We start from the raw sequence: 21,518 nt of genomic DNA on the forward strand, positions 1-21,518 counted from the left end.
GTCTGTTCAGGGGCGGGTCGCTTCAACATGACCCAGTGAATCAAAAACCCCCGGCAAACGCCAGGGGTTTGTCAGCAGTCTGAAGGCCGCCTCGTGGGCGGCCTTTCGAAATCAGCTTATCGCCGGTTTTACTCGGCGTCCTTGGCGGCCTTCTTCTTCGGCGCGGCCTTCTTCTTGGGCTCTTCCGCCTCACCGGCTGCTTCGCCGGCCTTGGCCTCGGCTTTCTTGGAGGAAGCCTTCTTCGCCGGCTTCGCCTTGCTGGCGCTCTCGGCCTCCTCGTCGTCCGCCATCAGCTCTTCCTTGCTGACCTTCACGTCCTCGACCGAAATCTGGCCCAGCAAATAGTCGACGACCTTTTCCTCGAACATCGGCGCGCGGAGCGAATTAATCGCCTCGGGGTTGCTGCGGTAGAACTCGAAAGCTTCCTGCTGCTGGTTGGCCGGGAAGCGGCGAACCTGCTCGAACAGGCCGCGCTGCAGTTCTTCGTCCGACACGGTGACCCCGGCCTTCTCGCCGATCTCGGCAAGAACCAAGCCGAGACGCACGCGACGTTCGGCCAGGCGCATATATTCGGCGCGCGCCTCTTCCTCCGTCGTTTCTTCGTCGGCAAAGGTACGGCCGGCGGCTTCGAGGTCGCGGTTGACCTGCGCCCAGATGTTGTTGAACTCGGCCTCGACGAGCTTCGACGGCGCCTCGAAGGAATAGGCGGCATCGAGCTGGTCGAGCAGCTGGCGCTTCACCTTCTGGCGGGTCATGGAACCGAACTGGTTCTCGATCTGGCCGCGCACGATCTCGCGCAGGCGCTCCAGCGATTCCAGGCCAAGGTTCTTGGCCGTCTCGTCATTGATCTCGAGCGCGCCGGGCTTGGCCACTTCCTTGACGGTGACGTCGAAGGTGGCTTCCTTGCCGGCCAGATGCGCTGCCTGGTAGTTCTCCGGGAAGGTCACCGTGACCTGCTTCTCATCGCCCGCCTTGGTGCCGACCAGTTGGTCCTCGAAGCCCGGGATGAACTCTTTCGAGCCCAGCACCAGCGGCTGGTCGGTGCCGGCGCCGCCGGCGAACGCCTCGCCGCCGATCTTGCCGACATAATCGATGCTCACGCGATCGCCTTCGGCGGCCTTGCCCTCCTTGGGCTCGTAGCTGCGAGCCGATTCAGCGACCCGCTTCACCTGGTCGTCGACCTCCGATTCCGGCACGTCGTAAACCTGACGCGTCACCTTGATGTCGGAGAAATCCTTGACCTCGATGGCCGGGATGACCTCGTAATTGAGGCGGAACTCGAAGTCGGCGCCGCCGGCCAGGATCTTCTCCGCCTCCTTCTCGTCCTCGGTCATGATGACTTCAGGCTGCATGGCGGCCTTTTCGCCGCGGCCCGAGATGATCGAGCGGGTCGAGTCGTTGAGGATCTCGTTGACCACCTCGGCCATGAACGACTTGCCGTACATCTTGCGCAGGTGCTGCACCGGTACCTTGCCCGGGCGGAAACCGTTGATCCGCACCTTGCCGCGGGCGTCGTTCAGCCGCGCCATCAGCTTGGCTTCCATGTCACCGGCCGGCACGGTGATCTTGATCTCGCGCTTGAGACCGGAGTTGAGCGTTTCGGTGACCTGCATCCTAAAACCTTTGTTTTCACCAACGAGGCTGCCAAACGGTCCTTAGCCGTTTACAGCCTGCCGGTATATTCTTGCCGGAAATGGCTTTGGTACGGAACCTGGTGATTTGACCGCCAATGCGGCTCAAACTCTCCTGAACTGCGCTTCCAAAATGTGAAGAAGTCTTTGTTTTTCCTACTTCTTCTTACATTCGGCAGAAGCGGATAGTCGCGTCCCGTCACATTCGACACGCCTTTTGTCACAGGCTAGGCTAATTTTCAACCATCTTCGCGATTACGAGAATGACGGTGACTTGGACCCCGACATTGACAGAATGATGGCTACATGGGATTGCCGGGGAACGCGGATGTGGCGGAATTGGTAGACGCCCTGGATTTAGGTTCCAGTGCCGAAAGGCGTGGGGGTTCGAGTCCCTTCATCCGCACCACCCTTCGCCTGCGAGCTTCTGGTGGTAGGCCACCCCATGGTCGTCAGAGCGAAGGGTGTCCTCCGAACCTTTGGCAGGAAGGATCGGAGCCATCAACTCCTGGCGGCGCACGCAAAGGCTCGAGCAGACAACCCGCTTTTTCGTGTGCAATTCCCTTGAAATAGCGCGTCAACAGGTTCTTAGTCGCAGCAACAGGCAGGTTGGGGCTCTGTCAGGTTGTGCGCGTAGTTTCTCTGGTTCTGGCGGTTGGGTCGGCTGTCGCGGCAGCGACATGTCACGTTGAGGCCTTGGAGTACACTTCGGTTTCCTCTCCGGGCCAGCAGCCAATGCTTCTTGTATCCGGTGAGTTTGGCGCCAATGAACCCCTGAACGCCTTCAGCAACGCGGTTGCGAGCAGCAGGGCCAGGATGATCGTATTCAACTCCCGCGGCGGCAACGTCGGCAGTGCGATTCGCTTGGGGAGCGAATGATCCGGGCGGCGGGTTTGGATACTCTTCAGCTTCGCCAATTGCAGTGCGCTTCAGCCTGCTCACTGGCCTTCCTGGGCGGCGTCCACCGCGTTGCCGAACCAGGTTCCATCGGCGTTCATCGGCCGTCCCTCAAACCGGCCGACGGGATGTCAAATGAAGACGCGGAGGCCCGTTTCCAGTTCGGCACGGCCGCAATCATATCCTATGTGGTCGAGATGGGAGCGGATCCCAAGCTGATGGAATTGGCTTCGAGCTATGACAAGCATGACATACGGTACCTATCGGCCAGCGAAATGGCAGAGTTGCGTGTGACCAATGCCGCAGCGAACCAGCCGCAAGCGGATGCATTGCAGGTATCAACGACGCCGGATCCTGCGTCCGTGTCCGCTCCTGCGCCCGACGCCAGGCAACAGCCGGAAAGCGTTGCGGTCGCCTTCGTCAGGGATCTCATCGAGCATCATGGCGATAACAACGATTTCGCTCTTGCTCAGGCTCGGGCGTCCTACGCTCCCACGGTCGACTATCATGGCAAGTTGACGAACCTAAGTTCGATCATTGAGGACAAGAGGAGCTATTACCAGCGATGGCCTGAACGCGGATACAACGTCCGCAATGACAGCATTGCGGTCAGCTGCGCCAACGATCGCTGCAACGTCTCAGGCATCTACGACTGGATTGTGCGCAGCCCCTCGACACACAAGCAGGAGAAAGGCGTAGCGGACTTCAGCTATACGATATCGATCGGTCCCTATCCCAAAATCATCGCCGAGACGGGCGATGTCCGGCCATAACCAGGACCGTCGTTAACCCGGACCGTCGCGCTGACGCCCAGGCCCGAACACACTAATAAAGCGGCTCCTCGAACAGCGTCTTGTCGCCGTCCATGAGCGCCTTGATCTGCGCCTTGCCATCGGCGGAGAGCGCCAGCTTGACGCCGAACGGCCGCACGCGCATGTCGTTCTGGATCGCCATCCCCTTGCCCTCCGGCAGGTAGAAACGCTCGATCCCGTATTCCGGCGTGATCGTCATCTCGGGTGAGCGCAGATCCCAGCCATCCGCTACATGCCCGACAATGTCGGCCTCATCGGAAGCGGCAGGCGCCGGCGCCTGATCGAACCATGCCGCGCTCGGCTGCCAGTAGCCGTCCACAGCCTTCTTCAACCTGACGACGATCTCGGAGTCGTTGCTGGTGAACTTGCCCGGCGGAATGTTGGCGATAAGCTTCACCGGGATGCGCGAGATGTCATAGCCAAGCGAGATATAATCGCCGCGCAGAAGATCGCGCGGGTCAACGGGCTCAACCTTGAGCAGGACCTCCTTGCCGTTGCGCAGGATCGCCGCGCGTCCGGCGATGATCCAGCCCAGCAAGCCGATTTGGACAAGCGCCGTCACCAGCGCCGCGATGATCAGTCTTTTGCCGCTCATGCCGCTGCTCCTCCGGCGGGCGTCTTCATTCGTTTTTCAACGCGGATGATGACCAGCGCCAGTATTCCCAGCAGCATGGCCGCGGACAGGAAGAAGCCCGCCGTGTCGAGCATCGACTGCAACATCACCACATAGATAATGGCGAGCTCGAAGGCAAAGCCGGCATACGCCACCCAGCGCAAGCCTCTGCTTTCACGGCCGCCGAGCATGATCGCCGCGACGATGCCGGCAAGCGCGGCTGCCGAGGCAATGGCAAAGCCGCTGTTGTAGCTCGCCTCATCGGCCAGTTCGAACTGGACCATTGCGAGGCCGGCAAGAAAGCCGATGAGCGCATGCAATGGCAGCCTGCCGCCGAGTTGCACGACGCTGTCGACGGGTTCGGCGACAAAGATCGCTGCCGCGAACAGCAGCATCGAGACGAGCACGAGCGGAATCGCGACCTGGAGCGTGTTGTGGTCGATCGCCAGCAGCAGGAGATAGAATACGATCGAAAGGATGATGACGTGCCGCGCCGCCTGGCTGCGTGTCCAGAATGAGATGGCGAACAGCACCAGCACGATAGCGGCGAAGAGATGCGGGAACTCGGCACGGCGGAAAAATCCTCCCCATTTAAGGAACAGCCAGGCATCGGCGATGCCGACGGAGGCGACGGTGAGCGGGTTCGAGCGCAATGCGACCGCCGCCAGCGCCGTGCCGGCGCACCACGTCAGCAATGCCGAAGCCTCGTCGCCCGACAGATGATACATCTGACCGATCAGCGCGATTGACCCGCCAAAGGCCGCGGCGGCGATGATCCATAGCGCCTCACCGATCGCCGCATGGTCGCGTGTCTTCAGAACGGCGCCAGCGACATAACCGCCGAGGATGACAGCAAACAGCGCCGTCACGCGCGCCAGGCGCGGAATGGCTTCCCAGTTGGCGGCGACGAAGATCAGGATCGCGGCACCGAACAGTAACGCCGCCATCATCGCCAGGATAGAGCCGAAGCTCAGCGAGGCGCGATCGTTGGCGGCAACGTCACGCGTTAATGCGTCCGCCGTCGGCGCGTCGATCAGGCCCGCCGCCCGCCAGCGGGCGATATCGGCCCTCACCTTCGTCGCATAGCCCGCCATCCGTTCCCCCCGAGCTTTGGCCATTTTACAACCGCGCGCCGCAAATCGTTGACGCAACGGCATTTTCCGATTCGGTCTTGCTTATGGCGCAAGCGTGAATCGCCGTTAATGTTGCATTGCACAATTTGCATTGCTGCCATGCACCAATGGCACTTTTAAACCGATATGACCCCGCCTATTTTCCGTTCGTACACAAACGGAATGATCCGAACCAAAGACGAAACGAGCACTACCATGAACCTGATCCGCAACTACCGCAACTGGCGCCGCTACCGGGACACCGTTTCCGAGCTGAGCCGCCTGTCGAACCGTGAACTGACCGACCTCGGCATCAGCCGCAGCGACATTCACTACGTCGCTCGCAAGGCGGTCTAATCCGCTTCGGACCGCGAATGGTCCGAACCAGTTTTTGAGAAGAGCAAGACAATGAACCTGATCCGCAGCTACCGTAACTGGCGCGTTTATCGCGAGACGGTTTCTGAGCTGGGTCGGCTTTCGAACCGCCAGCTCAATGATCTCGGCATCGTTCGCGACGAGATCAAGATGATCGCCCGCAAGGCGGTTTGACAAGGAATCTCGCCAGGGTCGACCTCCTCCCCGACCCTGACGGATACGGTCAGCCTTTACCTCCTCCCGAAGGTTGACCACCGAAACGGCGCCCGCCGGACCTCCTCCCCCGGCGGGCGTTGTTCTCCGAAAGGATCCGCCCCTTCAATTGGCGGAAGGAATTTCGTCAAAGCCGACCTCCTCCCCGGCAATGACGAATATGGTCGATCTTCACCTCCTCCCGAGGATCGACCCCCAAAACGACACCCGCCGGACCTCCTCCCCCGGCGGGTGTTGTTGTTTTGGAGGTAGTCGGCCCGTCGAAGCCGGCAATTGCATTCGCCGCGCCAAGCGACTATCTCGGCGCTCATGAGCAAAGATCCCGTTCACGTCATCGGCGGCGGCCTCGCCGGCTCCGAAGCCGCATGGCAGATCGCAGAAGCCGGCGTGCCGGTCGTGCTGCACGAGATGCGCCCGGTGCGCGGCACCGACGCGCACAAGACCGACGGGCTCGCCGAGCTCGTCTGCTCCAACTCGTTCCGCTCGGACGACGCCGAGACCAATGCAGTTGGCTTGCTCCATGCCGAAATGCGGCTCGCCGGCTCGCTGATCATGAGCGCCGGCGACGCGCACCAAGTCCCGGCCGGCGGCGCTTTAGCCGTCGACCGCGACGCTTTTTCCGAGGCAGTAACCGCAAAAATCGAAGCGCATCCGCTGATTGCCATCCAGCGCGAGGAAGTGTCTGGACTTCCGCCGGCGGATTGGGACCAGGCGATCATCGCCACCGGTCCGCTGACCGCGCCTTCGCTTGCGCAGTCGATTGCCGAAGCAACCGGCGCCGATGCGCTCGCCTTTTTCGACGCCATCGCGCCGATCGTGCATTTCGACACCATCGACATGAACACCTGCTGGTACCAGTCGCGCTACGACAAAGTTGGCCCCGGCGGCACCGGCAAGGACTACATCAACTGCCCGATGGACAAGGAGCAATATCTCGCCTTCGTGGCGGCGTTGCTGGACGGCCAAAAAACCGAGTTCAAGCAGTGGGAAGGCACGCCCTATTTCGACGGCTGCCTGCCGATCGAGGTGATGGCCGAGCGCGGCGTCGAGACGCTGCGCTACGGGCCGATGAAGCCGATGGGGCTGACCAACGTCCACAATCCGTCGGTCAAAGCCTATGCAGTGGTGCAGCTTCGCCAGGACAATGCGCTGGGCACGCTCTACAACATGGTCGGTTTCCAGACCAAGCTGAAGCATGCCGAGCAGATCCGCATCTTCCGCACCATTCCCGGACTGGAGAATGCCGAATTCGCCCGCCTCGGCGGCCTGCACCGCAACACTTATATCAACTCGCCGACGCTGCTCGATCCGTCGCTGCAGCTGAAGTCGCGCCCCGGCCTGCGTTTTGCCGGCCAGATCACCGGTTGCGAAGGCTATGTCGAAAGCGCCGCGATCGGCCTGCTCGCCGGCCGCTTCGCCGCGGCCGAACGGCTCGGCCGGGCGGCCTCACTGCCGCCCTCGACCACGGCCCTCGGCGCGCTGCTCAACCATATTACCGGCGGCCACATCGTCTCCGACGACGAGCCGGGCAAGCGCTCCTTCCAGCCGATGAACGTCAATTTCGGCCTGTTCCCGCCGGTCGAGGCTCCAAAGTCCGAAGGCAAGCGCCTGCGCGGCAAGGACAAGACCGTTGCCAAGCGCCGCGCGATCACGGCGCGCGCATTGGCCGATTGTCGCGTGTGGCTGGGCCTGCCTTCGCAGGCGCAGGCAGCGGAATAGCTACTCCGCCGGCTCGGCGCTCGCCGCCGGCAATCCCGGCTTTCCTGCTTCGGACGGATTCCTCCGCACATAGGCCGCCTTCAACGTCTCCGACGTATCGCGCGAGCCGTCATGGCTCCAGCCTGGCGGCTGGATCAGATAGCTGAGACGCCGGCCGAGCGTCAGTCCCGGCATCATCGCATCCTTGAACATGCCGATCCATTCATGGAAGGCGACCTTCAGCGGGTTGAAGGTGCCGATGTTCTTGACAATGCCGTAGCGCGGCCGGTCCTCGTCCAGTTCCGGGACGAAAGTGCCGAACATGCGGTCCCAGATGATTAGCGTGCCGGCATAGTTGGCGTCCAGATAGCGCGGATTGGTGGCGTGGTGGACGCGGTGGTGCGAGGGCGTGTTGAAGACGAATTCGAACCAGCTCCACATCTTGCCGATCGTTTCGGTGTGGATCCAGAACTGCCAGACGAGGTTGAAGCCGAAGACGAAGGCAATGACGGCCGGATGGAAGCCGAGCAGCACCAGCGGCGCCTGCAGCACGAACATGAAGGTGAAGAGGCCGGTCCAGCTTTGCCGGAGCGCCGTCGAGAGATTGTAATGCTGGCTGGAATGATGGTTGACGTGCTCGGCCCAAACCCAGCGCACCCGATGCGCCATGCGGTGGTAGACATAGTAACGCAAATCATCGAGCAGGAAGGCGGCGACAAACACCCAGATCGACAGGCCGAGATTGAAGAAACGGAATTGCCAGAGCCACAGCAGCGTCCAGTAGGATACGACACCGAGCAGCAGGCCGGCGACGACATTGCCCGTCCCCATCATCAGGCTGGCCAGCGTGTCGCGCGTCTCGAACGATCCCTTGGCGCGGCCGGTGCGTACCAGCCAGAGCTCGATCAGGATCGCCGTCACGAAGAACGGGATGGCAAGCTGGGTGACCTGCGGGAAATTGTAATCGTCCATCACGCCGCCTCTCGGATCTGATCGTGGCTCAGCAGCGCCGCCGCCACGCTCAGCGCGTCTGCCTCGTCGGCGAAGGCAAACCGCCCGCCTTTCCAGGTGAAATCATCCATTTTCAGCGACAAGACATTCCCTTCCCGCACCAGGGCGAGCACATCCCGCGGCGTGACGATGCGGGTTAGGAAACAGTCGCCGATGCTCTGGACGATGCCGCAGCGCTGCGGGTCGAGTTCCAGGATGGCGGCTTGCCTGTCGGATGTCAGCCTGACCGCCCCAGGCTTTTCGTCTGGAAAGTCTTCGGCAAAACGTGCGAGCGCGTGTTCAGCCCCGGCAAGTGTCGCGGTCATCGTGCCGCCGGTGAAATGCACGGCCGCCACCGACAGCGCGATGCCGAACACGACAAGGACGACCAAGACTGGCAGGCTCATGGAAAGGCGGTCCTCCGCTGGCTCGCATTTCTCTGATGCGAGTCCACGCGCAGAACCCCTAGCATGGTTGACGTTTACGTCAAAGGGGCGTCCAGCCATGCATGGCATGACGCAAGAGCAGCCAGTGCCGGCGCAAGGTTGAGAGGGTCGAAGTGCCCCCGAGTGGAGACCGACCCGGCTTTTCCATCCTGTCGAGATAGGCATGTGTGAGCGCCAGCGGCAGGAAGGCGGGGCGCAGCGACACGGGGAGAGCCGACGCGCCCTTCTCGAAAGCGCCGAGATGCTCTCGCGCCAGCGCGATCATCGCCGCGACCGCGCGCTCCGCGGCAGCATCGCCGTCGCCCTTGACGAACTCTTCCGGCGAGGTGCCGGCGGCTGCCAGGATATCGGAGGGGATAAAGCACTGTCCACGGCGACGGTGCAGCGGCAACAAAAGCAGCAAGCCGGTGATGGCCTGCGCGCAGCCCGCCCTGCCCGCCAGTTCGGCAAAGCGTGGCGCGGCATTCGGATCGAGCACCATCGCCGCAAGCTGGATGAGCGCCGCGGCCGTCTCGCCGCAATAACCCTCCAGGTCGGTCCGCGACGGCATCGGATCGTTGTAGAGATCGAAGATACGCGCTTCGAGCATGTTCTCGAAAGCGGCCTTCGGCAGATGGTTGGCGGCGATCGCCGCCCTCAGCGCGTCGGCGGTAGGATGACCTGTCTCCGCCTCGCCCTCGGCCAAGATGACATCGCGCCACCATTGCAGCCGGACCTCGCCCGGCAGCGGCTCGTGGATGCGGTCGCGAACGCCGGCGACCTCGGCATTGAAGGCATAGAGCGCAAGCAACGCGTCACGCCTGTCGGCGGGCGCGTAGAGCGCGCATAGATAGCGATCATGATCTGCGGCACGCACCGCATCCATGACGATGTTGGGCATGCCGGCCATCAATCGACGGCGATCAGCGCTGCGGCCACGGCACGGTCCTCGGCCAGCAGCACATTGTAGGTGCGCACGGCCGCGCCCGTCGACATCGGGTCGGCCGAAATGCCGGCCCCTTTCAGCGCGGAGCGGAGTGCAGCCGGCAGCGGCCGCAGATCCTTGCCGGTGCCGACCAGCAGGATTTCTACCTTGTCGGCCTGGGCGAACAGCTTGTCGAAGTCCGAAGCTTTTAGCGCCAGCGGATCGGCCGGCTCCCAGCCATGGATACCGGACGGCAGGCACAGCAGCGAGCCTCGATGCGACATGTCGGCAAAGCGGAACCCGCCATTGCCATAGGCCTCGACCGGCGCCCTGCCCGGGAAATGCGCCTCTCGGATGACGATGCCTTTGGCCATGGGGCTAGAGCATGATGCCGAAAAGGGTGGAGCGGTTTTCGGACGACATTATGCTCTATCTCTTTGATTTAGAGCGGATTCAGATCTCAGGTCGACTCGACCTGAGATCATCCGGCTCTGACGGCTTCAGGTCGCCACGGCCTTGCCGTTCGCCGGCTTGGTCTCTTCGGCGGTTGCGGCCTGCGGCCTGAGCTTGAAGAGGATCAGCAGCGGAGCGGCGATGAAGATCGACGAATAGGTGCCGAACACCACGCCGAACAGCATCGCCAGCGTGAAGGAGCGGATCACCTCGCCGCCGAACAGCACCAGTGCCAACAGCGCAAGGATGGTGGTCACCGAGGTCAGCGTGGTTCTGGACAGCGTCTCGTTGATGGCGTTGTTCAACAGCTGCGGCAACGGCATCTTCTTGTATTTTCTTAAGTCTTCGCGGACGCGGTCATAGACGACGATGGTGTCGTTGAGTGAATAGCCGATGATGGTCAGGATCGCCGCCAGCGACGACTGGTTGAATTCCAGTCCGGTTATGACGAAGAAGCCGATGGTCATCACCACATCGTGCACCGTGGCGATGATGGCGCCGACGGCGAACTGCCACTCGAAGCGGAACCACACATAGAGCAGGATGCCGACCAGCGCGATGAGCATGGCGATCGTGCCTTGCTTGGCGAGCTCGCCGGAGACCGTCGGTCCGACCACCTCGACGCGGCGGAAGTCATACTGGTCCTGCAGTTCGCCGCGCACCTTGTCGATGACTGTCTGCTCGGCATTCTCGCCGGCGTCCTGCGTGCCGACGCGGATCAACACGTCGTTCGGCGCGCCGAACTGCTGCACCTGGATCTCGCCGATGTTGAGCTCGGAGAGCCTGTTGCGGATGTCACCGAGATCGGCGTCGCCCTGCTTGGACTGCACCTCGATCATCGAGCCGCCCTTGAAGTCGATGCCGTAATTGATGTCGATGGTGAGGAACCCGACAACTGACAGGATCGACAAGATGCTGGACAAAGCGAACGTCCAGCGGCGGATGCCCATGAATGGGATCCTGGTGCCGGGCGGAATGAAGGTGACCGGCGCGCGCGGCAATTCCTTCGGACGGGCGCGGCGCAGCCAGATCGACACCAGCATGCGGGTGAAGGTGAAGGCGGTGAAGACGGTGGTCAGAATGCCGATCGCATAGGTGATGGCGAAACCCTTGACCGGTCCTGTGCCCAGCCAGAACAGCACCACGGTGGCAATCAGCGAGGTGACGTTGGAATCGACGATCGTTGCCAGCGCCTTGGCGAAGCCGGTGTCGATCGACTGGATCACCGAGCGGCCAAGTCGCCGCTCCTCTCGAATGCGCTCATAGATCAGAACGTTGGAGTCCACCGCCATGCCGATGGTGAGCACGATGCCGGCGATGCCGGGCAAAGTGAGCGTGGCGCCCAGCAGCGACAGCAGCGCAACGATCATCGCCACGTGGACGGCCAGCGCGATGTTGGCGAGGAAGCCGAGGAAGCCGTATGCGACGAACATGAAGGCGACGACGAGGATCGAACCGATCACGCCCGCCACCTTGCCGGCATGGATGGAATCCTGGCCGAGGCCTGGACCCACGGTGCGCTCTTCGATGACCGTCAGCGTTGCCGGGAGCGCGCCGGCGCGCAGCAGCACGGCAAGGTCATTGGCGCTCTGCGGGGTGAAATTGCCGGAAATCTGCCCGGTACCGCCCAGGATGGGCTCACGGATCTGCGGCGCCGAAATCACCTGGTTGTCGAGGACGATGGCAAACAGCTTGCCGACATTCTGCGCCGTCGCCTGGCCGAACCGTGTCGCTCCCTTGGAATCGAAACGGAACGAAACCACCGGCTCGTTGGTCTGCGAATTGTAGGTCGCCTGCGCGTCGACCAGATTTTCGCCGGAAACGATGACGCGGTTTTCGATGAGATAGGGGACCGGCGGATCGTCTTGCGAGTAGAGGACGGAAGAGCCCGCGGGCGGACGGCCCTTCAGCGCATCCTGCACAGGCATCGACTGGTCGACCATCTGGAAGGTCAGCTTGGCGGTCTGCCCGAGGATTTCCTTCAGTCGCTGCGGATCCTGCAGGCCCGGCACCTGGACAAGGATTCGGTCGTCGCCCTGCCGCTGCACGATCGGCTCGGTCGTGCCGAGCTCGTTGACGCGCCGCTCGACCACTTCGATCGACTGCGACAGAGCCGTCGAGGTGCGGTATTTCAGGCCGGCGTCGGTGACCGTGAATTTGAGCAGGCCGGGCTCGGAGTCATCCAGCGACATTTCCTGGACGGAGCCGCCGCTGAACAGTCCCGCCGCCACCGGATCGGTCAGCGGCTTCAGGACTTTCTTGGCCTGGTCGATCTGAGTCTGGTCCGTGATGCGAACCTGCACGGTGCGGCCGGAACCGGAAAGGCCGGTGTAGTTGATCTTGGGATTGGCCTCGCGCAGCAGCGTCCTGATCTCGTCGCGCGTCGTCTCCATCCTATCCTTGATCAGATCGTTCTGATTCATTTCAAGCAGGATGTGCGAGCCGCCCTGAAGGTCGAGGCCGAGCGTCATCTGCCGCTTTGGCACCCAGCTCGGCAGTTGCGCCAGCATGCTTGCAGGAAACAGGTTGGGCGCGGCGAGGACCACTGTGACGACCACGGCCAGCCAGATCAGGATCATCTTCAGGCGCGAGAAATAAAGCATTCGTTCTTATCCGTTAGGCGTACAAGCGGCAGCGTTCCGCCATCGAGGTGGTGATTACTTCTTGGCGTTCTGGTTCGCCACCGGCTCGCCCTTGACCCGCACGTCGGAGATGGTCGAGCGCAGCGCCGTCACCTTGGTCCCGCCGCCAAGGTCGATCTCCAGCTCATTGTCGTCGATCACCTTGGTCACCTTGCCGACGAAGCCGCCGCCGGTCACCACCGTATCGCCGCGGCGCACTGCGGCCAGCATTTCCTGGCGCTTCTTCAACTGCGTGCGCTGCGGCCTGATGATCAGAAAATACATGATCACGAAAATCAGGACAAACGGCAAAATGCCGATGAACATATCGGGCGACGTGCCGACGCCTTGGGCGTATGCCGGTGTGACGAACATCAAGAAACTCCTGGATGGTGAAATACCGCCGGGACGGCCCCGCGAAATTTGGGCGGAATATAGTCGGTAAAGTTGCCAATGCAACTGCGCGACCCGCCGAATCCGTTGCTTTTCCAGCCGTTTGGCGCGTGCTAGAGCGTCGCAGCCGGAAACCGGTTGGAGCCGGCCGAAAAGATCGTGCTACAACAGAAGCTTGCAGTTGGTTCTTGGTGCGCAGCCGCGGATCCGTTTCACGTTCCGTGATTGCCAAGTTAAAAAGACCGGAAATGACCGATAGCCTGGATGCCCTGAACAAAAAGCTCGACCGCCTGATAGACGCGGTCTCCCGTCTCGGGCCGCCACCGGTTCCCGAGACCGACCTCGGCGTGGCCGATTGCTTCGTCTGGCAGGCCGATCCCGGCTACCTGGAGCCGGTCCACAAGGTCAATCGCGTCGACATCGGCCTGATCCGCGGAGTCGACCGGGTCCGCGACATCCTGCTCGACAACACCGAGCGCTTTGCGTCCGGCTTCGCCGCCAACAATGTGTTGCTGTGGGGCGCGCGCGGCATGGGCAAGTCGTCGCTGGTCAAGGCCGTGCACGCCAAGGTCAATGCCTCGGACAAGCTTGACCGGCCGCTGAAGCTGATCGAGATCCATCGCGAGGACATCGACACCCTGCCCAAGCTGATGAGCCTTTTGAAGGCAGCGCCCTACCGCTTTATTCTGTTTTGCGACGACCTTTCCTTCGACCATGACGACACTTCCTACAAGTCGCTCAAGGCGGCACTCGAAGGCGGCGTCGAGGGCCGCCCGGCCAACGTCATCTTCTACGCCACGTCGAACCGTCGGCACCTGCTGCCGCGCGATATGATCGACAATGAGCGCTCGACCGCCATCAACCCGTCGGAAGCGGTGGAGGAAAAAGTCTCGCTCTCCGACCGGTTCGGCCTGTGGCTCGGCTTCCACAAATGCTCGCAGGACGAATATCTCGACATGATCGACGGCTATGTCCGTTACCATGCCCTCGCGATTGATCCCGAGACGTTGCGCGCGGAAGCCTTGGAATGGGCAACGACGCGCGGCAGCCGCTCCGGCCGCGTCGCCTGGCAGTTCACCCAGGATCTTGCCGGACGGCTCGGCAAGCCGCTTAAGGACTAATAGCCCATATCACCGGCTGCACTGAAAAAGCCCGCTCCTGGCGGAGCGGGCTGAAGCCGGCGGGCCGGACTGGAGGTCAGGCGGCCCGCAATTTGTTCTTGTTCTATTCGAGATAGCCGCTCGGATCGACCGGGGCAGAGTTCTTGCGCACCTCGAAGTGCAGCTTCGGCGAGTCCGTGGTGCCGCTCATGCCGGACAGCGCGATCTCCTGGCCGCGCTTGACCTTCTGGCCGCGCTGCACCTCGATCGAGCTGGCGTGGCCGTAGACGGTGACCAGGCCGTTCTCGTGGCGCACCAGCACCGTGTTGCCGAACTCCTTGAGGCCGTCGCCGGCATAGATGACGACACCGTTTTCGGCCGCCTTGATCGGCGTCCCTTCCGGCACCGCGATGTCGACGCCGTCCTTGCCGGAGCCGAAGCCGGAGATGACGCGGCCGCGCACCGGCCAGCGCATCTTGCCGATGCCGGTCGCATCCGGCGCCACTGCATCGTCGTCCTCGGCCTGCTGGATGACCTTGGCGTCCTTCTTCGGCGGCGTGTAGGAGGCGAGCGTCTCCGACGGTGTGGTCTTTGCCGGCGGCTGCGTGGTTGCCGTCGTCACCGGATCGACGGTCGGCTTGGTCGCGACAGGCTTCGCGGCAGCGACGGCAACGGTGCCGCCGGCCGGAACCTTGAGCGTCTGGCCGATCTTCAAGAGGCCGTCCTTCATGCCGTTGGCCTGCTTGAGCGCCGTGACGCCGACGCCGGTCTTGCGGGCGATCGAAGACAGGGAATCGCCCTGCTGAACGGTGTAGGTACCGCCGGCGCCGGCCGGCTTTGCCTCGGCCATCTGGGCGGGCGTGGCGCTCTTCGAACCGCTGGCCGCCGCCGACGCATCGACCTGCGCGGCGGATTTGCCGTCCTTGAGTTTTGGCTGCTGCGGCAGCACGGCGACCTTCTCCGGCGCGCCGGCGGGCTGCTGCGGCGTGTTGGCGGGCTTGGTGCCGTCGGCAAGCTTCGGGCCGCCCTTGCTCGAATAGGCATAGGCCGGAATGACGATCTTCTGGCCGGTTCTGATGCCCTTGCTGGCATCGAGCCCATTGACCTTGATGATCGCATCGGCCGGCACATGATATTGGCGGGCCAGACCGGAAATCGTCTCGCCTTCCCTCACCACGATCTCGGTCGCGTGCGGCGCCGCGCTTGCGTTGCGCACCGCGTCGGGCTCGGCGGTCTTGAACGGCTTGGCCGGCGCGACTGTGCTGGTTGCCGTCCTGTCGAGATGCGGCGCGGCAGGAGCCGGCGCAAGTGCCGGGGCCGAGGCGGTGCGTATCGGCTTGGCGGCGGCCGGCGCCGAGGGCGGCGGCAATTGCTGGGACGTCACCGGTTCGAGACTGGAGCGGCTCACCGACTGGGTGTGACTGCCGTCGACTGGGGCCGGCGCGACCGTATCGCCCGGATAGGGCTGGTCGACATTCTGCTTGTTGATGATGGCGCGCTGATTGTTGGTGGACGATGTGAAGACGTCGTCGACACCATTGAAGCGCATCGCCTGGGAGCTGCAGCCTGCCGCGGCACCGGCGATCATGAGGACGGCGCAGCCGCGCGCCAGATTGCGTCCGTTTGCCTTCAAACCATTGAATTGCATCGCACTAACCCGCACAGACCCGGTACAAACTGGTCATGATTAAAGCGCGTTAATGTTACTGGCCGGTTAACCCATTAAAATCCGCCGAAAATTTTCTTAAAACATTTTTCGACAGGCGCGACGAAGTCCGGACAGATCGTGCCGATCGAGACGAGAGGGGCGTCTCGGGAGCCGGCGAAGCGCACGAAATGAGACCGGGCGAGCAGCGGCACCACCCTCACTTGACCACGCCTGCGCTGCCAAAGCGGTGCCTGCCAGAATCGTCCAGGCTTCTGGAAATTATCCTTGCTGTTGCGCCGAGGTAACAGCATTTTTCGGTTGAGTTCGGCTAACGTGGATGCAACCGGGAGGGGTACCCTGATGAAACGAGTTCTGATCGCCGCAGCGGCTTTTGCTGCTGCTCTAAGCGCCGTTGCGCACGCGTCCGCCGCCGATCTCGCCGTTCCTGTCCCTACGAAGACCGACGTTGGGTATGATTGGAGCGGCTTTTACATCGGCGCCAATGGCGGCTGGGGCTCGAGCCACTCCTGCTGGACCTCAGCGTTTTTTGGCAGCGAAGGTTGTCATAACGCCACCGGCGGGACGGCCGGCTCTCAGCTCGGCTACCGCTGGCAGCGCAGCGATTGGGTCTTCGGCCTGGAGGCTCAAGGGAATTGGGCCGATTTGAAAGGTTCCAACGTCGACATCGTTGTTCCCGTCTTCATAAATCGGTCCCATGTCGACTGGTTTGGCTTGCTGACCGCCCAAGTCGGGTACAGCGTCGACAACGCCCTATTCTACGTCAAGGGAGGCGCGGCCGTGACTCACGACCGTTTCGATGTTCTCTTTTCACCCGACACGCCCGCCGGCGAGACAGACGATCAGACCCGCTGGGGCGGTGCCTTGGGTGCCGGTCTTGAATATGGCTTTGCCCCGAATTGGTCACTCGCGATCGAATACGATCACCTGTTCATGCCCGACAAGACCACCACCTTCACGGTCGTTGGCGCGCCCGGGGGCCCCTTCAGCACCGAGCGCATCGATCAGGATGTCGATCTCGTTGGTTTGCACCTGAACTACCGCTGGGGTGGCTGACTACAGTGATGGGTCGCAGGCGCGTTCGACGCGGTTAGCCGTCGATCGCAGGGCTGGCGCGCTAGATCACCGCGGCAACGCTGCGCAGGACCGGCTGCAGCCTCACCATGCCGATGTCCTCGCGCTCGAAACGGCTGCCGACCTTGGTGAGCTTGGCCAGCACCTGCTCTCCCTCCTCCGGGCCGATCGGCGCGATGACGACGCCACCGCTCGACAATTGATCGAGCAGGAAGCGCGGCAGGCTTTCGAAGGCCGCCCAGGCGATGATGCGGTCGAACGGCCCTTCGTTGGGCAGGCCGTTGGAGCCGTCGGCCTGGCGTACGATGACATTGCTGATGCCGAGCGCCTCGAATCGCTGCTTTGCCTGCTCGGTCAAGGTCTTGTAGCGGTCGACGCTGACGACGCGCGCGGCAAGCCTGGACATCACGGCTGCCGTATAGCCGGACCCGGTGCCGATCTCGAGCACGCGGTTGCCCGGCTCGATGGCCAAAGCCGCAACCACCGCCGCCTGCAGGTCCGCGCCCTCGATCGCCTCGCCGCATTCGATCGGCAGCATGCCTTCCGACCAGGCGATCGAATGGAACTGCGCGGATAGGAAGCCGCGCCGCGGCGTCGCCTCGAAAGCAGCGACCAGTGCCTTCGGCGCCGTGCCCCTGCCGCGCAGCCGCAGCAGGAAAGCGGCGAAACCTTCACGGTCGTCGATAGCCATGGTCATGACAGCGCCTTGGTCAGCTGGTCGCGGAGTTCATGGGCGGTGAGGTCGAGCTGCAGCGGCGTCACCGACACCAGCCGGTTGCGCAGCGCGTAAAGATCGGTGCCCTTTTTGCCTTCGACCGGCTCCCGACCGAAGCGCAGCCAGTAATAAGGCAGACCGCGACCGTCGCGGCGCTCGTCGACCCAAAGGCTGTGCACGAGCTTGCCCTGCGCGGTGACGACCGTGCCCTCGATTTCGTCGGGTGCGCAGTTCGGGAAATTGACGTTGAGCAGCACGCCTTCCGGCAGCGGCGTTGCGATCAGCTTTTCGAGCAGCGCCGGCGCCAGCGCTTCGGTCGTCTCGTAAGGGACGACGCGGTCCTCGCCCAGATAGGAATAGGCCTGGCTGACCGCGATCGAACGGATACCGAGCAGCGCCCCCTCCATGGCGCCGGCAACCGTGCCCGAATAAGTAACGTCGTCGGCGATGTTGGCGCCGGAATTGACTCCCGAAAGGATGAGGTCAGGCGGCCCGGGGAGCATCTTTTTCGTGCCCATGATGACGCAGTCGGTCGGCGTGCCGCGCACGGCGAAATGCTTCTCGCCGACCTTCCTCAGCCTGAGCGGTTCCGAAATCGAAAGCGAATGCGCGTAGCCGGACTGGTCCTGCTCGGGCGCCACCACCCAGACATCATCCGAGAGCGTTCGGGCGATGCGCTCGAGCGACGCAAGGCCTTCGGCGTGGATGCCGTCATCATTGGTCAGCAGGATGCGCATGAACTCATTTCGATTCGATCTTGGCAAGACCACCCATGTAAGGCCGCAGCACTTCAGGAATGGTTACGCCGCCGTCCTCATTCTGGTAGTTTTCGATGACGGCGATGAGAGCGCGGCCGACCGCGGTGCCGGAGCCGTTCAACGTGTGCACGAACCGGTTGCCCTTGCCGTCCTTGTCCTTGTAGCGGGCATCCATGCGCCTCGCCTGGAAGTCGCCGCAGACCGAGCAGGACGAGATTTCGCGATAGGCGTTCTGGCCCGGCAGCCAGACCTCGATGTCGTAGGTCTTGCGTGCGCCAAAGCCCATGTCGCCGGTGCAGAGCGTCACCGTGCGGAACGGTAGGCCGAGCCGCTTCAGCACCTCCTCGGCGCATTGCGTCATGCGCTCATGCTCGGCGAGCGAGCTTTCCTGGTCGGTGATCGACACCAGCTCGACCTTGTAGAACTGGTGCTGGCGCAGCATGCCGCGCGTGTCGCGGCCGGCCGAGCCCGCTTCCGAGCGGAAGCACGGCGTCAGCGCCGTGTAGCGCAGCGGGAGCTTCTCATGCGGCGTGATCTCCTCGCGCACCAGATTGGTCAGCGGCACTTCCGCCGTAGGGATCAGGCCCAGCCGTCCGTCGCCATGCGGCGTGAAGAACAGGTCCAGTTCGAATTTCGGCAGCTGGTTGGTGCCGAAGAGAACCTCGTCGCGCACCATCAGCGGCGGCTGGATCTCCTCATAGCCGTGCTCTGTCGTGTGCAGGTCGATCATGAACTGGCCGAGCGCGCGCTCCATGCGCGCCAGCTGGCTCTTCAGCACTGTGAAGCGCGAGCCGGACAGCTTCGCCGCACGCTCGAAATCCATCATGCCGAGCGCTTCGCCGATCTCGAAATGCTCCTTCACCCAGTTCGGGCGGGTCGGCACATCGCCGACGACGCGCTTGACGACATTGTCGTGCTCGTCCTTGCCGACCGGCACGTCGTCGAGCGGCACGTTGGGCAGGACCGCAAGCGAGTCGTTCAGCGCCTGGTCGAGCTCGCGCTCGCGCGCCTCGCCGTTCTGGATGAACGCCTTGATCTCGCCGACCTCGGCCTTGAGCTTTTCAGCAAGCGCGGCCTCGCCCGAGCGCATGGCATTGCCGATCTCCTTCGAAGCGGCATTGCGGCGCTCCTGCTTGACCTGCAATTCGCTGAGATGGGTGCGGCGCTCCTCGTCCCTGGCGATCAAATCCTCGACGGCGGACTGGGCGTCCTCAGCCGACCACGAGCGCTTCACCAGCGCTTCGATAAGGGCCTTCGGGTTGTCGCGAATCCATTTGATGTCAAGCATGGCTTTCCGTCCTCGAGTAAGGTTCGAGGGCGTAAACCGCATCCCTGATCGATGCAAGACAGCAGCAGCCGGCAGCCGTGTTTTTCAGGCCTGGGACCAGGTTTTAGCGCTAGGTTGACGGCGCGTCCGGCGTCTTTCCGGCGACAGCGCTGCCTGCCTCTTCCTGCCTGTCGCGCGCCAGCCGGTCGCGCTCCCGGCTGCGCTCGATCAGGCGCGAAGTGAAGATCGCGACCTCGTAGAGCACGATGGTCGGAAGAGCGAGGCCGATCTGGCTCATCGGATCGGGCGGGGTCAACACCGCGGCGACGACGAAGGCAATGACGATCGCCCATTTGCGCTTCTCGGCCAGCGCCTGCGACGACAGAAGGCCTACGCGCGTCAGCAGGCTGGTCACCACCGGCAGCTGGAACACCAGGCCGAAGGAGAAGATCAGCGTCATGATCAGGCTGAGATATTCCGACACTTTCGGCAGCAAGGAGATCTGCACCTGGTCGTTGGTGCCGACCTGCTGCATGGCGAGGAAGAACCACATCACCATCGGGGTGAAGAAGAAATAGACCAGCGAGGCGCCCATCAGGAACAGGATGGGCGACGCAATCAGGAACGGCAGGAAGGCGCTGCGTTCGTTCTTGTAGAGACCCGGCGCGATGAATTTATAGATCTGCGTGGCGATCAGCGGGAAAGCGATGACCATGCCGCCGAACATGGCGAGCTTCACCTGGGTGAAGAAGAACTCCTGCGGCGCCGTGTAGATCAGCTCGACCTTGTGCGGGTCGAGCCCAGCCCATTGCGTCGCCCATTTGAACGGGACGACCAGAAGGTTGAACAGGCGCTTGGCGAAGAAGAAGCAGGCGAGGAAGGCGATGAAGAAGCCGCCCAGCGACCAGATCAGCCGCCGGCGCAGCTCGACAAGGTGCTCGATCAGCGGCGCCGAGGATTTCTCGATCTCTTCCCTCTCCTTGTCCGAGACGCTCACTTGGCGGCTCCTGCCGTCTTCTTGGCATCGGCGGCCTTTTTCACGGCCGGCTTCTTCGCCGCGGGGTTGGCCTCAACCTTGGGTGCCGCCTTCTTAGCAGGCGCTGCGGCCTTTGCGGGCGCCGGCGCAGATTTTGCCGGGGCTTTAGGCGCCGGAGCCTTGGCCGATGCGGCTTTCGCCGCTGCACCGGCGGCTTTCGTCTTCGACGCGGCCACTTTTTTCGCCGGCTGGGCGGACCCGGCGGTCTCCGCAATGGGCGTGGTCACGGAGGCCTCATTCAAGGCCGGGGAGATCGGCGCAGCTGGCGGGGACATCGGCACAGCCGGGGCGACGTCGGTTCCGTTGATGCCCGGGATTTCCGTCGCGCCGTTCTTCAGCGGCTCGGCAGGCTGCGGGGTCGTTGCATCCGAGGGCGCCCGATCGGAAGCCGGCTTGGGCTTCATCATCGTATCGACGCCGGCCCGAACGTCGGCCGCCGCCTGCTCGAACGGATTGAGCTGCTTGCGGATTTCGTTCATCGGGCTGAGCCCACGAAGGCTGTCGACCGAGTCCTTGACATCGTCAAGCTCGGCTTCCTTCAGGGCGTCGTTGAACTGCTTCTGGAAGTCGCCCGCCATGGCGCGCAATTTGGCCGCGGTGCGGCCAAACGTGCGCAGCATGTTGGGCAAATCCTTCGGCCCGACGACCACGATCATGACGACCGCGATCACCAGCAGCTCGCTCCAGCCGACTTCGAACATGGCAATCTATTCCAACGAGAGCCTGTCGCCCAAAAACACGAAA

Annotated in this window: 21 protein-coding genes and 1 tRNA gene; 7 read left to right on the plus strand and 15 right to left on the minus strand. The window is 62.9% G+C overall.

Translation table 11 applies throughout. The features are described 5' to 3' along the window. Window positions 1-128: 128 nt before the first annotated feature. Complete coding sequence (gene tig / locus CK221_RS15955; protein WP_095778410.1) at window positions 129-1,613, minus strand: trigger factor; 1,485 nt, start codon at window positions 1,611-1,613, stop codon at window positions 129-131. Between the two features lie 342 nt (window positions 1,614-1,955). On the opposite strand from tig, the gene CK221_RS15960 reads away from it, so the two are divergent. Next, window positions 1,956-2,040: transfer RNA gene (locus CK221_RS15960), tRNA-Leu, on the plus strand. A 466-nt stretch (window positions 2,041-2,506) separates the two neighbouring features. Next, the gene (locus tag CK221_RS15965; protein ID WP_143749055.1) at window positions 2,507-3,301 is read left to right on the plus strand and encodes a hypothetical protein; all 795 of its coding nucleotides are present in this window, start codon (window positions 2,507-2,509) and stop codon (window positions 3,299-3,301) included. Window positions 3,302-3,353: 52 nt separating this feature from the next. Here the strand turns inward: CK221_RS15965 and CK221_RS15970 are convergent, their stop codons facing one another. Together CK221_RS15970 and CK221_RS15975 are read right to left on the minus strand one after the other, a co-directional pair. Next, window positions 3,354-3,935 carry a GDYXXLXY domain-containing protein gene (locus CK221_RS15970; protein ID WP_095778412.1) on the minus strand — a complete coding sequence of 194 codons (582 nt, stop codon included), beginning with the start codon at window positions 3,933-3,935 and terminating at the stop codon, window positions 3,354-3,356. Next, a complete protein-coding gene (locus tag CK221_RS15975) occupies window positions 3,932-5,047 on the minus strand; it encodes a DUF2157 domain-containing protein (RefSeq protein ID WP_095778413.1) in 1,116 nt (371 codons plus the stop codon). Before CK221_RS15975 ends, CK221_RS15970 begins: the two co-directional genes overlap by 4 nt. 234 nt (window positions 5,048-5,281) lie before the next feature. Here CK221_RS15975 and CK221_RS15980 point away from each other — a divergent pair, with 234 nt between their 5' ends. From CK221_RS15980 to trmFO, 3 genes are all read left to right on the plus strand, one after another. Then, window positions 5,282-5,422, plus strand: coding sequence for a DUF1127 domain-containing protein (locus CK221_RS15980; RefSeq protein ID WP_006335194.1), 141 nt, complete (start codon window positions 5,282-5,284; stop codon window positions 5,420-5,422). Between the two features lie 51 nt (window positions 5,423-5,473). Beyond that, on the plus strand, window positions 5,474-5,614 hold the full coding sequence (locus tag CK221_RS15985) for a DUF1127 domain-containing protein (protein WP_067000031.1): 141 nt from the start codon (window positions 5,474-5,476) through the stop codon (window positions 5,612-5,614). A gap of 348 nt (window positions 5,615-5,962) precedes the next feature. Then, on the plus strand, window positions 5,963-7,372 hold the full coding sequence (trmFO, locus tag CK221_RS15990; RefSeq protein ID WP_095778414.1) for a methylenetetrahydrofolate--tRNA-(uracil(54)-C(5))-methyltransferase (FADH(2)-oxidizing) TrmFO: 1,410 nt from the start codon (window positions 5,963-5,965) through the stop codon (window positions 7,370-7,372). On the opposite strand, the gene CK221_RS15995 is transcribed toward trmFO, so the two are convergent. The 6 genes from CK221_RS15995 to yajC form a co-directional block, all read right to left on the minus strand. Beyond that, the gene (locus tag CK221_RS15995; RefSeq protein ID WP_179295152.1) at window positions 7,373-8,323 is read right to left on the minus strand and encodes a sterol desaturase family protein; all 951 of its coding nucleotides are present in this window, start codon (window positions 8,321-8,323) and stop codon (window positions 7,373-7,375) included. Next, entirely contained in the window at window positions 8,323-8,748 is a 426-nt protein-coding gene (locus CK221_RS16000; RefSeq protein WP_095778416.1) for a hypothetical protein, read from the minus strand. Before CK221_RS16000 ends, CK221_RS15995 begins: the two co-directional genes overlap by 1 nt. A gap of 79 nt (window positions 8,749-8,827) precedes the next feature. Then, window positions 8,828-9,667 carry a phytoene/squalene synthase family protein gene (locus CK221_RS16005; protein WP_245425711.1) on the minus strand — a complete coding sequence of 280 codons (840 nt, stop codon included), beginning with the start codon at window positions 9,665-9,667 and terminating at the stop codon, window positions 8,828-8,830. Window positions 9,668-9,675: 8 nt separating this feature from the next. Next, a complete protein-coding gene (locus CK221_RS16010) occupies window positions 9,676-10,065 on the minus strand; it encodes an Mth938-like domain-containing protein (protein WP_095778417.1) in 390 nt (129 codons plus the stop codon). A 126-nt stretch (window positions 10,066-10,191) separates the two neighbouring features. Next, complete coding sequence (secDF, locus tag CK221_RS16015) at window positions 10,192-12,747, minus strand: protein translocase subunit SecDF (RefSeq protein WP_095778418.1); 2,556 nt, start codon at window positions 12,745-12,747, stop codon at window positions 10,192-10,194. Between the two features lie 54 nt (window positions 12,748-12,801). Continuing rightward, on the minus strand, window positions 12,802-13,140 hold the full coding sequence (gene yajC, locus CK221_RS16020; protein ID WP_095778419.1) for a preprotein translocase subunit YajC: 339 nt from the start codon (window positions 13,138-13,140) through the stop codon (window positions 12,802-12,804). A 266-nt stretch (window positions 13,141-13,406) separates the two neighbouring features. Here yajC and CK221_RS16025 point away from each other — a divergent pair, with 266 nt between their 5' ends. Next, window positions 13,407-14,279: an ATP-binding protein gene (locus tag CK221_RS16025; RefSeq protein WP_095778420.1), complete on the plus strand. Its 873-nt coding sequence runs from the start codon at window positions 13,407-13,409 to the stop codon at window positions 14,277-14,279. 103 nt (window positions 14,280-14,382) lie between these two features. On the opposite strand, the gene CK221_RS16030 is transcribed toward CK221_RS16025, so the two are convergent. Beyond that, a complete protein-coding gene (locus CK221_RS16030) occupies window positions 14,383-15,906 on the minus strand; it encodes a LysM peptidoglycan-binding domain-containing M23 family metallopeptidase (protein ID WP_095778421.1) in 1,524 nt (507 codons plus the stop codon). 360 nt (window positions 15,907-16,266) lie between these two features. On the opposite strand from CK221_RS16030, the gene CK221_RS16035 reads away from it, so the two are divergent. Continuing rightward, window positions 16,267-16,980 (plus strand): outer membrane beta-barrel protein, encoded by a 714-nt coding sequence (locus CK221_RS16035; RefSeq protein WP_095778545.1) that lies wholly within the window; start codon window positions 16,267-16,269, stop codon window positions 16,978-16,980. A gap of 61 nt (window positions 16,981-17,041) precedes the next feature. Here CK221_RS16035 and CK221_RS16040 read toward each other — a convergent pair whose 3' ends face one another. From CK221_RS16040 to tatB, 5 genes are all read right to left on the minus strand, one after another. Further along, on the minus strand, window positions 17,042-17,695 hold the full coding sequence (locus CK221_RS16040; protein ID WP_066999999.1) for a protein-L-isoaspartate(D-aspartate) O-methyltransferase: 654 nt from the start codon (window positions 17,693-17,695) through the stop codon (window positions 17,042-17,044). Further along, window positions 17,692-18,450: a 5'/3'-nucleotidase SurE gene (surE, locus tag CK221_RS16045; protein ID WP_095778422.1), complete on the minus strand. Its 759-nt coding sequence runs from the start codon at window positions 18,448-18,450 to the stop codon at window positions 17,692-17,694. The genes CK221_RS16040 and surE overlap by 4 nt, the downstream gene beginning before the upstream one ends. A 4-nt stretch (window positions 18,451-18,454) precedes the next feature. Further along, complete coding sequence (gene serS, locus CK221_RS16050) at window positions 18,455-19,759, minus strand: serine--tRNA ligase (protein WP_095778423.1); 1,305 nt, start codon at window positions 19,757-19,759, stop codon at window positions 18,455-18,457. A gap of 109 nt (window positions 19,760-19,868) precedes the next feature. Continuing rightward, window positions 19,869-20,735 carry a twin-arginine translocase subunit TatC gene (gene tatC, locus CK221_RS16055; protein WP_095778424.1) on the minus strand — a complete coding sequence of 289 codons (867 nt, stop codon included), beginning with the start codon at window positions 20,733-20,735 and terminating at the stop codon, window positions 19,869-19,871. Continuing rightward, the gene (gene tatB, locus CK221_RS16060) at window positions 20,732-21,475 is read right to left on the minus strand and encodes a Sec-independent protein translocase protein TatB (protein ID WP_095778425.1); all 744 of its coding nucleotides are present in this window, start codon (window positions 21,473-21,475) and stop codon (window positions 20,732-20,734) included. The genes tatC and tatB overlap by 4 nt, the downstream gene beginning before the upstream one ends. Window positions 21,476-21,518: the final 43 nt, after the last annotated feature.

Origin of the sequence: Mesorhizobium sp. WSM3868, from assembly GCF_002294785.1 — a bacterium.
Taxonomy (GTDB): domain Bacteria; phylum Pseudomonadota; class Alphaproteobacteria; order Rhizobiales; family Rhizobiaceae; genus Mesorhizobium.

Excerpts from the sequence above, each read along its gene's own strand:
- yajC (WP_095778419.1), bottom strand. The coding sequence starts at position 13,140 with ATGTTCGTCACACCGGCATACGCCCAAGGCGTCGGCACGTCGCCCGAT.
- tig (WP_095778410.1), bottom strand. The coding sequence starts at position 1,613 with ATGCAGGTCACCGAAACGCTCAACTCCGGTCTCAAGCGCGAGATCAAG.
- CK221_RS15965 (WP_143749055.1), top strand. The coding sequence starts at position 2,507 with ATGATCCGGGCGGCGGGTTTGGATACTCTTCAGCTTCGCCAATTGCAG.
- CK221_RS15985 (WP_067000031.1), top strand. The coding sequence starts at position 5,474 with ATGAACCTGATCCGCAGCTACCGTAACTGGCGCGTTTATCGCGAGACG.
- secDF (WP_095778418.1), bottom strand. The coding sequence starts at position 12,747 with ATGCTTTATTTCTCGCGCCTGAAGATGATCCTGATCTGGCTGGCCGTG.
- tatB (WP_095778425.1), bottom strand. The coding sequence starts at position 21,475 with ATGTTCGAAGTCGGCTGGAGCGAGCTGCTGGTGATCGCGGTCGTCATG.
- CK221_RS16000 (WP_095778416.1), bottom strand. The coding sequence starts at position 8,748 with ATGAGCCTGCCAGTCTTGGTCGTCCTTGTCGTGTTCGGCATCGCGCTG.
- CK221_RS15975 (WP_095778413.1), bottom strand. The coding sequence starts at position 5,047 with ATGGCGGGCTATGCGACGAAGGTGAGGGCCGATATCGCCCGCTGGCGG.
- CK221_RS16005 (WP_245425711.1), bottom strand. The coding sequence starts at position 9,667 with ATGCCCAACATCGTCATGGATGCGGTGCGTGCCGCAGATCATGATCGC.
- CK221_RS16040 (WP_066999999.1), bottom strand. The coding sequence starts at position 17,695 with ATGACCATGGCTATCGACGACCGTGAAGGTTTCGCCGCTTTCCTGCTG.
- serS (WP_095778423.1), bottom strand. The coding sequence starts at position 19,759 with ATGCTTGACATCAAATGGATTCGCGACAACCCGAAGGCCCTTATCGAA.
- CK221_RS16035 (WP_095778545.1), top strand. The coding sequence starts at position 16,267 with ATGAAACGAGTTCTGATCGCCGCAGCGGCTTTTGCTGCTGCTCTAAGC.
- trmFO (WP_095778414.1), top strand. The coding sequence starts at position 5,963 with ATGAGCAAAGATCCCGTTCACGTCATCGGCGGCGGCCTCGCCGGCTCC.
- CK221_RS15970 (WP_095778412.1), bottom strand. The coding sequence starts at position 3,935 with ATGAGCGGCAAAAGACTGATCATCGCGGCGCTGGTGACGGCGCTTGTC.
- surE (WP_095778422.1), bottom strand. The coding sequence starts at position 18,450 with ATGCGCATCCTGCTGACCAATGATGACGGCATCCACGCCGAAGGCCTT.
- CK221_RS15980 (WP_006335194.1), top strand. The coding sequence starts at position 5,282 with ATGAACCTGATCCGCAACTACCGCAACTGGCGCCGCTACCGGGACACC.
- CK221_RS16025 (WP_095778420.1), top strand. The coding sequence starts at position 13,407 with ATGACCGATAGCCTGGATGCCCTGAACAAAAAGCTCGACCGCCTGATA.
- CK221_RS16030 (WP_095778421.1), bottom strand. The coding sequence starts at position 15,906 with ATGCAATTCAATGGTTTGAAGGCAAACGGACGCAATCTGGCGCGCGGC.
- CK221_RS15995 (WP_179295152.1), bottom strand. The coding sequence starts at position 8,323 with ATGGACGATTACAATTTCCCGCAGGTCACCCAGCTTGCCATCCCGTTC.
- CK221_RS16010 (WP_095778417.1), bottom strand. The coding sequence starts at position 10,065 with ATGGCCAAAGGCATCGTCATCCGAGAGGCGCATTTCCCGGGCAGGGCG.